This is a genomic window from Parvibaculum sp. (assembly GCF_040882025.1).
Lineage (GTDB): Bacteria > Pseudomonadota > Alphaproteobacteria > Parvibaculales > Parvibaculaceae > Parvibaculum.
Map to the genome: position 1 here is coordinate 17,811 of NZ_JBBECC010000044.1, position 14,426 is coordinate 32,236.

Consider the following 14,426-nt stretch of genomic DNA (forward strand, 5'->3'; position numbering starts at 1 on the left):
TTCGGCTCGCCATCCGGCGTGAAACGCGGCATCAGGAAACAGGAAATGCCATTCGGCGCCTGCGCCAGCACGAGGAACGCATCGCACATGGGCGCCGAGAAAAACCACTTGTGTCCCGTGATGCGGTATTCGGCGCCCGGTCCGCCGCCATTCACAGGCATCGCCGCCGTCGTATTGGCGCGCACATCGGTGCCGCCCTGCTTCTCGGTCATCCCCATGCCGAGCGTCAGGCCGCGCTTTTCCTTCGCAGGGGCGAACCGCTCGTCATAATCGCGCGAGAGAATGCGCGGAATCCAATCCTTGGCGAGCGACGGCTGGAACATCAGCGCCGGCACCGCCGCATTGGTCATGGTGATCGGGCAGCCATGCCCCGCCTCCACCTGCGTCATCATGTAGGTGCCGGCGAGCCGCACCACGACGGCGCCGGGCTTCGGCTTGGCGTCAAGCCCGTCCTTCAAATGATCCCAGGGCGAACCGTGCAGCCCTTGCGCCACCGAGATCGCCATCAGTCTGTGATAGGAGGGATGAAACTCGACCCGGTCGGCGCGATGCCCGAATCGGTCGAAACTTTTCAGCACCGGCAGATAGGCGTTGGCCTGCCGTCCCAGATCGATCGTCTCGGCGCTCCCCACAAGTTTCCCGAATGCCGTCAGCGACGCCTGGGCCGCGCCCGCGCCTTCCCGCTCCACGGTTTCCTGCAACGCCTTGTCGGCGGTATAGAGATTAACGTCCTCCAGCGGCGGCGGCTGGTTGAAAACCTCATGCGTCGCGAAGGCATCGGGCGTTTCGGCGCGGTTTCCCATGGCAGCCTCTTTCTTCTTGTGCGGCTTTCGTTAAGCAGTCTAACACCCGGTCCCGCACCCGGCCAATTCCGCCTTGCCGCCCCCCGGAATCCGCCCTATACAATGCGGCTTTAATGACCAGCGCTGAAAAACAGCCCCAAGCCCTCTTCCCGCACCGGCATTTGCTGGGCATCGAGGGGCTTTCTCCCACCGACATCACAGCCCTTCTCGATCTCGCCGACACCTATGTCGAGCAGAACCGACAGGTCGACAAGAAAGGCTCCGTGCTTCGCGGCCGCACCCAGATCAATCTCTTCTTCGAGGCTTCCACCCGCACCCAGAGCTCCTTCGAGCTGGCCGGCAAGCGCCTCGGCGCCGATGTAATGAACATGTCGGTCGGCGTCTCTTCGGTGAAGAAGGGCGAAACCCTGATCGACACCGCGGTCACGCTGAACGCCATGCACCCCGACCTCATCGTGATCCGTCATGGCTCATCGGGTGCCGTCGAACTTCTCTCGCAGAAAGTCTCCTGCTCGGTCATCAATGCCGGCGACGGCGCGCATGAACATCCGACACAGGCACTCCTCGATGCGCTGACGATCCGCCGCCGCAAGGGCAAGCTGCAAGGTCTCACGGTCGCAATTTGCGGCGACATCATGCACAGCCGCGTCGCCCGCTCGAACATTCTGCTCCTGAACGCGATGGGCGCGCGCGTCCGCGTCGTCGCCCCGCCGACACTGCTCCCCAAGGGCATCGAACGCCTCGGCGTCGAGGTCTTCCACGACATGATGAAGGGCCTCGAAGGGGTCGACATCGTGATGATGCTGCGTCTCCAGCTCGAGCGCATGGCGGGATCTTATGTCCCCTCGCAGCGCGAATATTTCCACTTCCACGGCCTCGACTACGCCAAGCTCGCGGTCGCAAAGCCCGACGCGCTCGTCATGCATCCCGGCCCGATGAACCGTGGCGTCGAAATCGACAGCGCCGTCGCCGACGACATCAACCGCAGCGTCATCCGCGAACAGGTCGAAATGGGTGTCGCCGTCCGCATGGCGGTACTCGACGCGCTCGCCCGCAACCTGCCGAATGAGCGCAGCGCCAGCGAACGCGGAGGTGCCGCATGAGCCGCACCGCCTTCACCAATGCGCGTCTGCTCGACCCGGCCAGCGGCTACAATGAAAAAGGCGGCCTGCTGGTCGAAGGCGGCCTCATCGCCGATCTCGGCCCCCAACTCTTCAACGACGGTCTGCCTGACGGCGCCGAGATCGTCGATTGCGGCGGCCATGTGCTGGCCCCCGGCCTCATCGACTGCCGCGTCTTCACCGGCGAACCCGGCGCCGAATATCGCGAAACATTGGCGCTGGCGAGTCAGGCCGCCGCCGCCGGCGGCGTCACCACCATGATCGTGATGCCGAACACCAACCCGGTGATCGACGACGTCGCGCTGGTTGACTACATCGAACGCCGCGCGCGCGATACCGCCATCGTCAACATCCACACCATGGCCGCATTGACCAAGGGCCTCGGCGGTGAACAGATGACCGAGATCGGTCTCCTGCGTGATGCCGGCGCCGTCGCCTTCACCGACGGCAACAAGGCAGTCGCCAGCGCGCAGGTGATGCGCCGTGCCATGACTTATGCGGCGAGTTTCGGCGCGCTGATCGTTCAGCACGCCGAGGAACCTTCACTCGCCGGTGGCGTCATGAACGAAAGCGAACTCGCAACCCGCCTCGGCCTTGCCGGCATTCCCGCCGTTGCCGAAACCATTCTGATCGAACGCGACCTGCGCCTGCTCGAACTTGCGGGCGGCCGCTATCATGTTGCGCAGATTTCCTGCGAAGCCTCGGTCGAAATCATTCGCCGCGCCAAGCTCCACGGCCTTCCCGTCACCTGCGGCGTTTCGGCGGCGCATCTGCAACTCAACGAAAACGACGTTGAGAGCTATCGCACCTTCTTCAAGCTGTCGCCGCCGCTGCGCTGTGAGGCCGACCGTTGCGCACTGGTCGAGGGATTGGCCGACGGCACGATCGATGTCGTCGTCTCAAGTCATGATCCGCAGGACGCCGAAGTGAAACGCCGTCCCTTCGCCGAAGCGAATTTCGGCGCGATCGGCCTCGAAACCCTTCTGCCCGCAGGCCTTGCCCTCGTCCACAATGGCGACATGACGCTGTCTCGCCTGCTGGCCGCGATGACCCATGCACCCTCTGACCTGCTGGGTCTCGGTCGCGGCCGTCTCGCTACGGGCCTCCCCGCCGATCTCACCCTTATCGACACCGACACACCCTGGATTCTCGACCCGTCGAAACTGAAATCGATCTCCAGGAACACCCCCTTCGAGGATCGCCGCTTCCAGGGCCGCGCCCTGCGCACCATGGTCGGCGGCCGCATGGTTTATGTTCACGGCGAGACCCGCTAGTCTTCCCGCCGGGTAGCTTTGGGGGGAGAAACACTGAATGCCTGCTGAAATCGATCTCGCGGCCGCTGCGCCGCTTCTGCTTGCCGCCGCCGCGCTCGGCTACCTGCTGGGATCCATTCCCTTTGGGCTTCTGCTGACGCGCCTTGCAGGTCTCGGCGACATTCGCGCCATCGGATCGGGGAATATCGGTGCGACCAATGCGCTGCGCACCGGCAATCGCTGGGTGGCCGCCGGCACGCTGATCGGCGATGCTGGCAAGGGCGCGGTCGCGGTCCTGCTGGCCGCGCAGCTGGGCATGGCAACAGGAACCGATCCCGGCTGGATGTCCGCGGTTGCTGCCCTCACCGCCTTTCTCGGCCATCTCTATCCGGTCTGGCTCGGCTTCAAGGGCGGCAAGGGCGTCTCGACCTTCATCGGCGTGTTGCTGGCGCTCTACTGGCCGGTCGGCCTGCTCTTCTGCGCCACATGGGCGCTTGTCGCGGCAATCTCGCGCTACTCCTCGCTGTCGGCGCTGGTCGGCGCCTTGCTGACGCCGATTTATCTGGCCTGGCTCGATCAGTGGCATCTGGTCGGACTCGGTGTTCTGCTGGCCGCCCTGATCTACATCGCCCATCGCGACAACATCCGCCGCCTTCTTGCCGGTACGGAATCCCGCATCGGAAAGAAAGAGTCCGGAGCCTGATCTCCATGAATGCGCCGCTCTCCGAAATCGAGCGGCTCGCGCGCCTTCGTCTTGCGCGCAGCGAGAATGTCGGCCCTGTCACCTTTCGCGATCTGCTGCAGCACTGCGGCAACGCAGTCGCGGCCATCGACGCCCTGCCCGACCTCGCGGCGCGTGGTGGCGCAAAGCGCGCGATCAGGATCGCCTCCGCCGCCGAGGCCGAAACCGAACTGTCGAAACTGGCAAGGCTCGGAGCGCGGCTCCTGATCTGGGGCGACCGCGATTTCCCGCCGCGCCTCGCCGCGATCGATCCGCCGCCGCCGGTGATCGCCGTCATGGGGGACGCCGAACTCCTGTCCCGTCCCACGATCGCCATCGTCGGCTCGCGCAATGCATCTGCCGCCGGCCGCAGGATCGCCGGCGACATGGCCAACGCTCTGGGTACGGAGGGTTTCGCCGTGGTCTCGGGTCTCGCCCGCGGCATCGACACGGCCGCCCACCGGGCCGCGCTTGCCACCGGCACCGTCGCCGTGCTGGCCGGCGGTGTCGACATTGCCTATCCCGAGGAAAACCGCGAGCTGCAGACCGCCATTGCCGAAGGCGGCGCGCTGGTCTCGGAAATGCCTCCCGGCACCAGCCCGCAGTCGCGTCACTTCCCGCGCCGCAACCGGCTGATCTCGGGCCTGTCGCTGGCCGTCGTCGTGGTCGAGGCGGCCTTGCGCTCGGGCTCCCTCATCACCGCCCGCTTCGCGCTCGAGCAGGGCCGCGACGTTTTCGCCGTTCCGGGCTCGCCCCTCGATCCGCGCGCCGGCGGTTCCAACCGCCTGATCAAGGATGGCGCCCCCCTCGTCGAGACGGCGGAGGATGTAATTGCCGCCTTGGGGACCCCTCCCGGCGTCGCCCTACGTGAACCGGACCCGACCGGCTACGACGGCGCAAAGCCGTTTGTGACAGTTTTTCGACAGTTTGATGACAGAGCCCGCGATTCCGTGCTCGCGGCGCTTGGTCCAACCCCCACCCCGCTTGACGAAATCGTCCGCCAATCGGGTGTTCCGGTGCCCATCGTTCGCGCTATTTTGCTCGAACTCGAGCTCGCCGGCCACCTTCATCGCGATCCTGGCGACCGCCTCAGCCTTGTCTGATCTGCCGTTTCAATATTCCATAACTTACGAGAACCCACACCTCCGCCGAGGTCCCACTCAGGCGGACCGCCCTCACATGCCGCATTTTTCGCAAGGTTTCTGCCGGATTTGACAGTGTCGGCCCTTTTCACCATGTTCTCCCGGCAGATCAAGGCGGCCGAAGCGGCGGCGTCCCTTGGCACTTCACGGCTTTTCGGCGACCAGTTCGCCCCGGCGCGCCGGGGGCGCTTGGCGACGGCGGGCCATAATTATAATGAGAGTTTGAGCGTTCGATGGACGTCGTCATTGTTGAGTCGCCGGCCAAGGCGAAAACGATCAACAAGTATCTCGGCAAGGGCTACAAGGTCCTGGCGTCCTACGGCCATGTCCGCGACCTGCCCTCGAAAGACGGCTCGGTCCTGCCGGACGAGGACTTCGCCATGGCTTGGGACGTCGACGCCAAGTCCCAGAAGCGCCTCAACGAAATCGCCACTGCCGTCAAAGGGGCAGACCGCCTGATTCTCGCCACTGACCCGGATCGCGAGGGCGAGGCGATTTCATGGCATGTGCTCGAAGTTCTCAACAAGAAGAAGGTATTGAAAGACGTCGAGGTCCAGCGCGTCGTCTTCAACGCGATCACCAAGCAGTCGGTCACCGAGGCAATGACGCATCCGCGCGGTCTCGACAAGGAGCTGATCGACGCCTATCTGGCCCGCCGCGCCCTCGATTATCTGGTCGGCTTCACGCTCTCGCCGGTCCTCTGGCGCAAATTGCCCGGTTCCCGCTCGGCCGGCCGCGTGCAATCCGTCTCGCTGCGCCTGATCTGCGATCGCGAGCTCGAGATTGAAGCCTTCCGCGCCCGCGAATACTGGAGCGTCGAAACCGATATGAGGACGGGCGCCGATGCCGCCTTCGTCGCCCGTCTCGTCAATCTCGACGGCAAGAAGCTCGACAAGTTCGACATCCCGGACGAAAAATCGGCCCGCGAAATCGAGGCGCGCATCAAGGCGTCACGCTTCTCCGTCAAGTCGGTCGAAAGCAAACCGGCACGCCGCCACCCGAATCCGCCCTTCACCACCTCCACGCTGCAGCAGGAAGCTTCGCGCAAGCTGGGCTTCTCGGCGAGCCGCACCATGCAGGTTGCCCAGCGTCTTTATGAAGGCGTCGAGATCGATGGCGAGACGACCGGTCTCATAACCTATATGCGAACCGACGGCGTGCAGATCGCGCCGGAAGCGATCGCCCAGGCCCGCACCGTCATCAATAATGAATTCGGCGAGGCTTATCTGCCCGACGCACCGCGCGTCTACACGACCAAAGCGAAGAACGCGCAGGAAGCGCACGAAGCGATCCGCCCGACCGACCTCGCCCGCCTGCCGAAATCGGTCGCCGCTCGCCTCGACGACGACCAGCGCCGCCTCTATGAACTGGTCTGGAACCGCACTGTCGCCAGCCAGATGGAAAGCGTGCAGCTTGAGCGCACCACCATCGAGATCGAAGCCGACGACGCGCCCATCGGTCTGCGCGCCACAGGTTCCGTCATCGTCTTCGACGGTTTCCTGCGTCTTTATCAGGAAGGCCGCGACGAGCCGGAGGAAGGCGAGGATGGCGGCCGCCTGCCCAAAGTCGCCAAGGGCGACAAGCTCGGCCTCGACAAGGTGCGCCCCGAACAGCATTTCACCGAACCGCCGCCGCGCTTCACCGAAGCGACGCTGGTCAAACGCATGGAAGAGCTCGGCATCGGCCGCCCTTCGACCTATGCATCCACGCTGCAAACCCTGCGCGACCGCGATTATGTCCACATGGACAAGAACCGTTTCGTGCCGCACGACAAGGGCCGCCTCGTCACGGCCTTCCTCGAAAACTTTTTCAGCCGCTACGTTGAATACGACTTCACGGCGGAACTTGAAGAGAAGCTCGACAAGGTGTCGGCCGGCGAACTCGATTGGAAGGATCTGCTGCGCGAATTCTGGAAGGAATTCACGGTCAATGTCGACCAGGCGCTCGAACTGCGCATCACCGAAGTGCTCGACCGCCTCAACGAAGTCCTCGCGCCGCATGTCTTTCCCGACAAGGAAGATGGTTCCGACCCGCGCAAATGCCCGGCCTGCGCCGATGGTCGCATCTCGCTGAAGGTTGGCCGCTTCGGCGCTTTCGTCGGCTGTTCGAATTATCCGGAATGCCGCTTCACGCGCCAGCTCACCGTCGGCGCCGACGGCGAGGAACAGTCCGGCGATCGCGTGCTCGGCGTCGATCCGGAAACGAATGCCGAAATCAGCCTTAAGACGGGCCGCTTCGGTCCCTATGTCGAGCGCGCACCGCTCGGCGAAGACGAAAAACCGAAGCGCAGCGGCCTGCCGGCGAAAATGTCGGCGACCGATGTCGATCTCGAAAAGGCTTTGCGCCTGCTGACCCTGCCGCGCGAAATCGGTATCCATCCCGAAACCGGCAAGAAGATTACGGCGGGTCTCGGCCGCTTCGGCCCCTTCGTCCTGCACAACGGCACCTACGCCAATCTGAAAGACCCCGAGGAACTTTTCGACATCGGCCTCAACCGCGCGATCGCCGTTCTGGCCGAAAAACTCGTCCGCGCCGAGGAACGCGCCGGCAAGGTGCTGAAGGAATTGGGCGAGCACCCCGAAACCGGCAAGCCGGTCCAGGTCCGCGAAGGCAAATACGGCCCTTATGTGAAGCACGCCTCCACCAACGCGACACTGTCGAAGTCGAGCGACCCGATGTCGGTGACACTCGAAGAGGCATTGGCGCTCATCGCTGAACGCGAGGCGAAAAGCGGCAAGAAGAAACCCGCGAGGAAGACGGCCGCCAAAAAGACCGACGGTGAAGCAAAGCCCGCGAAGAAGCCGGCGGCAAAAAAAGCCGCGCCGAAGAAGAAAGCGCCCGCGAAGAAGCCCGCATCGAAGAAGCCGGCTGCGAAGAAAGCCGCGCCGAAATCGAAAAGCACTGTTAGCGTAACAGAACCGGCGGATTGACCTTGGCTGAACGAAGCAAGCCGAAAAAATCCGGCGCCGGAAAGAAAAGCAAACCCGGCGGGCACCTTCCCTCGCGCGAAGCAATTCTCGAATTCATATCTGAAAATGGCGGCAAGCTCGGCAAGCGCGAGATCGGCCGCGCCTTCGGCATCAAGGGCGACGATCGCCTGCCCTTCAAGAAACTGTTGAAGGAGCTGAAGGACGAGGGGCTGATTGCGAAAGACGAAACGAAGAGCTTGCGGCGTGTCGGTGAACTGCCGCCCGTCACGATCATCGAAATCACCCACACCGACACCGACGGTGACCTGATCGCGCGGCCCGTCTCCTGGCCTGGCGAAACGCCCGCACCGCTGATCGTCATAGCGCCCGACACAAAACGGCGGGCGAAGCGCGAAACTTTCGACGAACCGCCGGCGGGCGTCGGCGACCGGGTTCTTGCCCGGATCGAGAAATCCGATGACGAGACCTACCCCTTCGAAGCGCGCGTCATTCGCCGCGTCGGCAAGGGCGCCGAGCGCATCCTCGGCCTCTTCCGCCGCGCCAAGGGGGCGAAGGTCGCCCGCCTGATTCCGGTCGACAAGAAAATCCGTGTCGAATTCGAGATCGGTCTCGACGATACGAACGGCGCCGAAGACGGAAGCCTGGTGCTGGCCGAAACCATCCCGGGCAAGCGCTATGGCATCCCGCGGGCCCGCGTGCGCGAAGCCTTTGGCGACGGCGACGATCCCCGTTCGATCAGTCTCATCGCCATTCACACCCACGGCATCCCGGACGCCTTCCCGGACGGTGTTATCGCCGATGCCGAAGCGGCAAGCCATCAGGGCCTGAAGGGGCGCACCGATCTGCGCGACATCCCCCTCATCACCATCGATCCGCCCGACGCACGCGATCACGACGACGCGGTATGGGCGGCACCCGACGACAATCCGAAAAACGAAGGCGGCATCGTCGCCATCGTCGCCATTGCCGATGTCGCAGCCTATGTCCGCCCCGGCTCGCCGATGGATCGCGAGGCGCGGAAGCGCGGCAACTCGACCTATTTTCCGGATCGCGTCGTGCCGATGCTGCCGGAACGCATCTCCAACAATCTCTGCTCGCTGGTCGACGGCGAGGACCGCGCCTGCTTCGCCGTCCGCATGGTCTTCGACCGCAACGGCCAGAAGCGCGGCCACGAATTCATCCGCGGCCTGATGCGCTCGGCCGCCAGCTTCAGCTACAAACAGGTCCAGCAGGCAATCGACGGCAGCCCGGACGACGCCACCGGTCCGCTGCTCGAACCCGTGCTGAAACCGCTCTGGGCCGCCTACCGCATTCTCGCAAAAGCCCGCGAAGCCCGCGGCCCCCTCGATCTCGACCTGCCCGAATACAAGATCGACATCGGCGCGGAGGGCCGCGTCGCCAGCATCCGTATCGGCGAGAAGCATGAATCGATGAAGCTCATCGAAGAATTCATGATCCAGGCGAATGTTTGCGCTGCCGAAACCGCGGAGGCGAAACACCGCCCCGTCGTCTACCGCATCCACGATGCGCCGACGCGCGAAAAGCTGATGGCGCTGGCCGAATTCCTGGCAACCCTCAATCTCAGCTTCGCGAAAGGCGAAACCGTCCGCCCGGCCAATTTCAACCGCATCCTGAAGGCGGTCGACGGCACCGAACACGACCGCATGGTTTCCGACGTCATTCTCCGCTCGCAGGCGCAGGCCGTCTACTCACCGGACAATATCGGCCATTTCGGTCTCAATCTGCGCCGCTACGCGCATTTCACCTCGCCGATCCGCCGCTATGCCGATCTCATCGTTCACCGCGCCTTGATCGCCGGAATGGGTCTGGGCAAGGACGGTCAGACCGACGACGAAACCGCGGGCCTCGGCGAGATTGCCGAGCATATCTCGATGACCGAACGCCGCTCGATGCTGGCCGAGCGCGATTCGAAGGATCGCTTCATCGCTGCCTTCCTCGAGGCGCGCATCGGCGCCGAATTCCGCGGCCGCGTCGCCGGCGTCACGCGCTTCGGCCTCTTCGTCAAGCTCGACGAGACCGGCGCCGACGGCTTCGTGCCGATCTCGACGCTGGGCGGCGATTTCTTTCATCACGACGAAATTCTCCACGCCCTGATCGGCGAGCGCACCGGCCTCACCTATCGCCTGGGCGATGCCGTTCTCGTTCGTCTCGAGGAAGCGGTCCCCATCACCGGCGGCCTGCGTCTCGCCCTTCTGGAAGGCGGCAGCGAGGGCAAGCCGGCCGGCAAGGGCGACCGCCGCCGCCCGCCTGCCCGTCGCGGGCCCCCGCGCGGCGCGTCCGGCGGCAAGCAGCCTCCCTCGCGCAAGCCCGGGAGCCGCCGCTAACCCCTTCATGTCGCGCGGCAACCTGCCACATTTCATCGCGGGTGGATTCCGACCATTTTGCTGGGAGATGTTGTGGCGCGCCTGTGCGCCCGGATCATTTTGGCCAGTCTCATGAGTAGCGTGATGGATATGAGCGACCCTCTCGCCTTCGCGGCAGCGGAAACGGCGCCCCGGCCGGCCTTTCTGGCGATCCGTCGCGGCTTCGCCCGGCGTTGTCCCGCTTGCGGCACGGGCAATATCTTCGGGCGCTTCCTGAAGGTCGCCGACACTTGCGGTCATTGCGGTGAGGAGTTGCTGCACCACCAGGCCGATGACGCACCGCCCTATTTCACCATCATGGTGGTCGGCCACATCGTGGTGCCGATGATGCTCTGGACGGAACTGGCCTGGCAGCCGGCGCTCTGGATCCACGCCTCTCTATGGCCGGCCCTGACGCTCGCGCTCTCGCTCTGGTTCCTGCCCCGCCTCAAGGGCGCCATTGTCGGCTGGCAATGGGCGCTGCGGATGCACGGCTTCGACGGTCAGACCGACGACTGAACCCGCGCCTCGCGGAACGACACCAGCCGCTCCTTCTCTTCATCCCACAGCACCAGCCGCACGCAACGCAGGCTGTCGGCAAGCGTCAGCCTGCCGATCTGGCGTAGATCGGGATGATCGCGCAGCACGCGCGGCAACCGGTAGGACGGAATGCGCGCATGCAGATGGTGCACATGATGAATGCCGATATTGGCGGTGAACCAGCGCAGCAGCCACGGCAGATCGTAATGCGAGGAACCGTGCAGGGCGGCTTCGTGGAAATTCCAGCCGCGGGCCTTGCTCCAGAACGTGCCCTCGAACTGGTGCTGCACATAGAAGAGCCAGACGCCGATCGACGCCGCGATCACGACGATCGGCAGATGCACCAGGAAGAATGCCTGCACGCCGACCAGCCAGATCAGCGCCGCGGCGATCGCGAACATCGCCGCATTGGTCGCCTGCGTGCTGACCCAGGGCCGCCAGCCGTCGCGCATCATGCCGATGGGCAGGCGCTGCTGCAGCAGGAACACATAAGCCGGCCCGATGCCGAACAGCACCACGGGATTGCGGTAGATCCGGTATTTCAGCCGGCCCCAGCGCGACCGCGCGCGATACTCGTCGACCGTCAGCGTGTCGATATCGCCGATGCCGCGCCGGTCGAGATTGCCGCAGCTCGAATGATGGATGGCATGCGCGCGCCGCCACACGTCGAACGGCGTCACGGTCAGCACACCCAGCGCCCGGCCGACCCAGTCATTGGCCCAGCGTTGCGGAAAGAAGGAGCCATGGCCGCAATCGTGCTGAATGGCGAACAGACGCACCAGAAAGCCGCCTGCGGGCACGGCGATCGCCAGCGGTGCCCACCAGTATCCATGCGCATAGGTGAACCAGGCCGCGAACCACAGAGCCGCGAGCGGCAGCGCCGTGATCGCCAGTTCGGCCGCGCTGCGCGTGTGGCTCGGCTCTCGGTAACGATTGAGAATCTGCGTCCAGGTGCTGGCGACGGAAGATGAAAGGCCGGTCGTGTGTCCGATACTCAAATACTTTGGATCCAGGTTGACCTTGGCCGTTGCGTCGGAAGACGCGGACGGCTTCGGGCGGAATGGTGAAGCGGGGAATAGATCATATTCGGCCGACAATAGCGGTCTTTTTGTGTACCGGGAGTAAATGCCCGAAAACCCGGCCTTTCCCGCCATGCTGGACAGCCTCCCCGCCCGCGGGCATCCTCCCTCCAACCAGAAATTCACAATCCGGGACGGAAAATATGGCTGACGAACAGCGGGGTGCCTTCGACCCCAAAAAGTCGCGCGAGCAGGAATATCGCGAAAGCAGTCAGGGCCGCGCCGTTCGCCCCCGCGATGCCTCGACGCTGATTATCGTCCGCCGCGACTCCGCCGCGCCGCGCGTGCTGATGGGTCAGCGCCACGCCGATCACAAATTCATGCCCAACAAGTTCGTCTTCCCCGGCGGCCGCGTCGACCCCGCCGACAGCCGCATCGCCCCGGCGGAAGACCTGCGCGATGTCGTCGCCCGCCGCCTGATGGCGCGCATGCGCGGCACGCCGACCGAACGCCGCGCCCGCGCGCTCGCCATGGCCGCCATCCGCGAAACTTTCGAGGAAACCGGTCTCGTCATCGGCCGCCCCGCCGACACACCGCAAAAGAGCAAACACGCCGACTGGAACGAATATTTCGCGCAAGGCTTCGCGCCGGCGCTCGGCACGCTCGATTTCGTCGCCCGCGCCATCACGCCCCCCTATCGCACGCGCCGCTTCGACACGCGCTTCTTCATCGCCGATGCCGAAACCATCCAGGGCGATCCCGCAAAAGTCGCGGGCTCGGGCGAATTGCAGGGTCTGCACTGGCTCACCATCGCCGATGCGCGCGGTCTCGACCTGCCCAACATCACCCGTGTCGTCCTCGACGAGATCGACGAGCGCTTGCGTCTCGCAACAGCCGCGCAATCCGCGCGCGCCGTTCCCTTCATTCATTTCCGCGGCGGCAACGCCATCCGCGACGTGATCGGGGACTGAGCCGCCGTGAACGCCGAAGCCCCGCGCCCCCGCGCGATCCGTCCGCGCGATGCGGCAAGCCTCGTCCTGATCGACGCGCGGCGCGGCGAACCGCTGATCCTGATGGGCCGCCGCCATGCGCGCATGAAATTCATTCCCGACGCTTTCGTCTTTCCGGGCGGCAAGCTCGATGCCGGCGATCTTCTCGCAAGACCCGCCACGGGATTCTCCGGCGAGACCGCGCGGATGATGCAGCGCGCCGCCGCTGGCGCGAAAGCCGAGGCGCTGGCCATGGCCGCCATTCGCGAAACCTTCGAGGAAACCGGCCTCATCGTCGCGCAGCAGGGCCATGTCGGCGACACGGCCGGCGAAGGCTGGCAGCCCTTCCGCGAGCGGGGTATTGCACCGCGTCTCGACGTGCTCGATTTCGTCGCCCGCGCCATCACGCCCGCCTCGAGCCCGATCCGCTTTCACGCCCGCTTCTTTGCCGTCGCGGCCGAAAACGCCGTCGGCGAGTTGAAAGGCAGCGGCGAACTCGAGGAACTCGGCTGGTATCCGCTCTCCGAAGCGCTGAAATTGCCGGTTATCGACGTCACGGAATTCGTGCTCCGCGAGATCGGCCGCCGCCACAAGGAAGGCGCCCGCACCCGCATCCCGCTCTATTCTTACCGCAACAACAAACCCCTCATCCGCGCCTGACGCTTTTTGCTTTGAATCAGGTGCACTGACTAAACTCCCACCCTCCCCCTGTGGGAGGGTCAAACGGCTGCAAGCCGTTTGGGGAGGGGGCGCAGAACCTCGGCACACAGAAGAACCAATGCAAGACCCGACAAAACTCACCATGCTCGCCGATGCGCCGCTGACGCCGGCCGAGCGCCGCCGCAGCCTCGTCGCGGTCATCGCCTGCATCAGCGTCGTCGGCATGGGGCTCGGCGTCTCGATCCCCCTGCTTGCCTTGCTGATGGAGCGCCAGGGCGTGCCCGCCTCGATCATCGGCCTCAACACCGCCATGTCGGCGCTCGCCACCTTCATGCTGACGCCTTTCATCCCGGCGCTCTTGCGCCGCGTTCCGGCCATCACTTTCCTGCTCGTCTGCATCCTCGTTTCGGCGGTGGCGATGCCGGCCTATTACATCTTCCCCAATGTCTGGCTCTGGTTCCCGATCCGCTTCGCCAATGGTCTGGCGCTGACCGGCCTGTTCGTCGTCAGCGAATTCTGGATCAACACACTGGCGGATGAAAAAAATCGCGGCCGCCTGATCGGCATCTACGGCACGGTGCTGTCCTGCGGCTTCGCCGCTGGCCCGGTGCTGTTGTTCCTGGTCGGCACGCAAGGGCTCCTGCCCTTCGCCACCATCGGCGCGCTGATCCTGGCCGCCGGCGTGCCGCTCGTCCTGTTCGGACGCGGCCTCGCGCCGCGCGTCACCGAGCGCCCGACCAAAAGCTTCCTGAGCTTCCTCGTCGTCGCCCCGGCCGCCACGCTGGCCGGTCTCGTCTACGGCGCCACCGAGACCAACATCTTCAACCTGCTGCCGGTCTATGGCGTGCGCACCGGCATGACCGAACAGACCGCCGCCTTCGTGCT

General features: G+C 64.8%; 12 protein-coding genes. 10 read left to right on the forward strand and 2 right to left on the reverse strand.

What is annotated here, in order from left to right; translation table 11 throughout:
- The coding region (locus WEB61_RS02860) for an acyl-CoA dehydrogenase family protein (RefSeq protein WP_368062818.1) at window positions 1–803 on the reverse strand (803 nt) is incomplete at its 3' end.
- Window positions 804–916: 113 nt separating this feature from the next.
- On the opposite strand from WEB61_RS02860, the gene WEB61_RS02865 reads away from it, so the two are divergent.
- The 7 genes from WEB61_RS02865 (at window position 917) to WEB61_RS02895 (ending at window position 10,852) form a co-directional block, all read left to right on the forward strand.
- Window positions 917–1,906 carry an aspartate carbamoyltransferase catalytic subunit gene (locus WEB61_RS02865; protein WP_368062819.1) on the forward strand — a complete coding sequence of 330 codons (990 nt, stop codon included), beginning with the start codon at window positions 917–919 and terminating at the stop codon, window positions 1,904–1,906.
- Window positions 1,903–3,198, forward strand: a complete 1,296-nt coding sequence (gene pyrC / locus WEB61_RS02870) for a dihydroorotase (protein ID WP_368062820.1) — start codon at window positions 1,903–1,905, stop codon at window positions 3,196–3,198. The genes WEB61_RS02865 and pyrC overlap by 4 nt, the downstream gene beginning before the upstream one ends.
- 37 nt (window positions 3,199–3,235) lie before the next feature.
- Complete coding sequence (plsY, locus tag WEB61_RS02875) at window positions 3,236–3,880, forward strand: glycerol-3-phosphate 1-O-acyltransferase PlsY (RefSeq protein WP_368062821.1); 645 nt, start codon at window positions 3,236–3,238, stop codon at window positions 3,878–3,880.
- A 5-nt stretch (window positions 3,881–3,885) separates the two neighbouring features.
- The gene (dprA, locus tag WEB61_RS02880) at window positions 3,886–5,001 is read left to right on the forward strand and encodes a DNA-processing protein DprA (RefSeq protein WP_368062822.1); all 1,116 of its coding nucleotides are present in this window, start codon (window positions 3,886–3,888) and stop codon (window positions 4,999–5,001) included.
- A 272-nt stretch (window positions 5,002–5,273) separates the two neighbouring features.
- Window positions 5,274–7,970, forward strand: a complete 2,697-nt coding sequence (gene topA / locus WEB61_RS02885) for a type I DNA topoisomerase (RefSeq protein ID WP_368062823.1) — start codon at window positions 5,274–5,276, stop codon at window positions 7,968–7,970.
- A 2-nt stretch (window positions 7,971–7,972) separates the two neighbouring features.
- Window positions 7,973–10,315 carry a ribonuclease R gene (gene rnr, locus WEB61_RS02890; RefSeq protein WP_368062824.1) on the forward strand — a complete coding sequence of 781 codons (2,343 nt, stop codon included), beginning with the start codon at window positions 7,973–7,975 and terminating at the stop codon, window positions 10,313–10,315.
- A 129-nt stretch (window positions 10,316–10,444) separates the two neighbouring features.
- Complete coding sequence (locus WEB61_RS02895; protein WP_368062825.1) at window positions 10,445–10,852, forward strand: DUF983 domain-containing protein; 408 nt, start codon at window positions 10,445–10,447, stop codon at window positions 10,850–10,852.
- On the opposite strand, the gene WEB61_RS02900 is transcribed toward WEB61_RS02895, so the two are convergent.
- Window positions 10,837–11,871, reverse strand: a complete 1,035-nt coding sequence (locus tag WEB61_RS02900) for a fatty acid desaturase (protein WP_368062826.1) — start codon at window positions 11,869–11,871, stop codon at window positions 10,837–10,839. The two genes, WEB61_RS02895 and WEB61_RS02900, sit on opposite strands and share 16 nt — an antisense overlap.
- A 224-nt stretch (window positions 11,872–12,095) precedes the next feature.
- Between WEB61_RS02900 and WEB61_RS02905 the strand changes: the two genes are divergently transcribed.
- The 3 genes from WEB61_RS02905 to WEB61_RS02915 all read left to right on the forward strand — a co-directional run.
- Window positions 12,096–12,863, forward strand: a complete 768-nt coding sequence (locus WEB61_RS02905) for an NUDIX hydrolase (protein ID WP_368062827.1) — start codon at window positions 12,096–12,098, stop codon at window positions 12,861–12,863.
- 6 nt (window positions 12,864–12,869) lie between these two features.
- On the forward strand, window positions 12,870–13,541 hold the full coding sequence (locus WEB61_RS02910) for an NUDIX domain-containing protein (protein ID WP_368062828.1): 672 nt from the start codon (window positions 12,870–12,872) through the stop codon (window positions 13,539–13,541).
- A 118-nt stretch (window positions 13,542–13,659) separates the two neighbouring features.
- Window positions 13,660–14,426: MFS transporter (locus WEB61_RS02915; protein ID WP_368062829.1), on the forward strand; the 767-nt coding region annotated here is incomplete at its 3' end.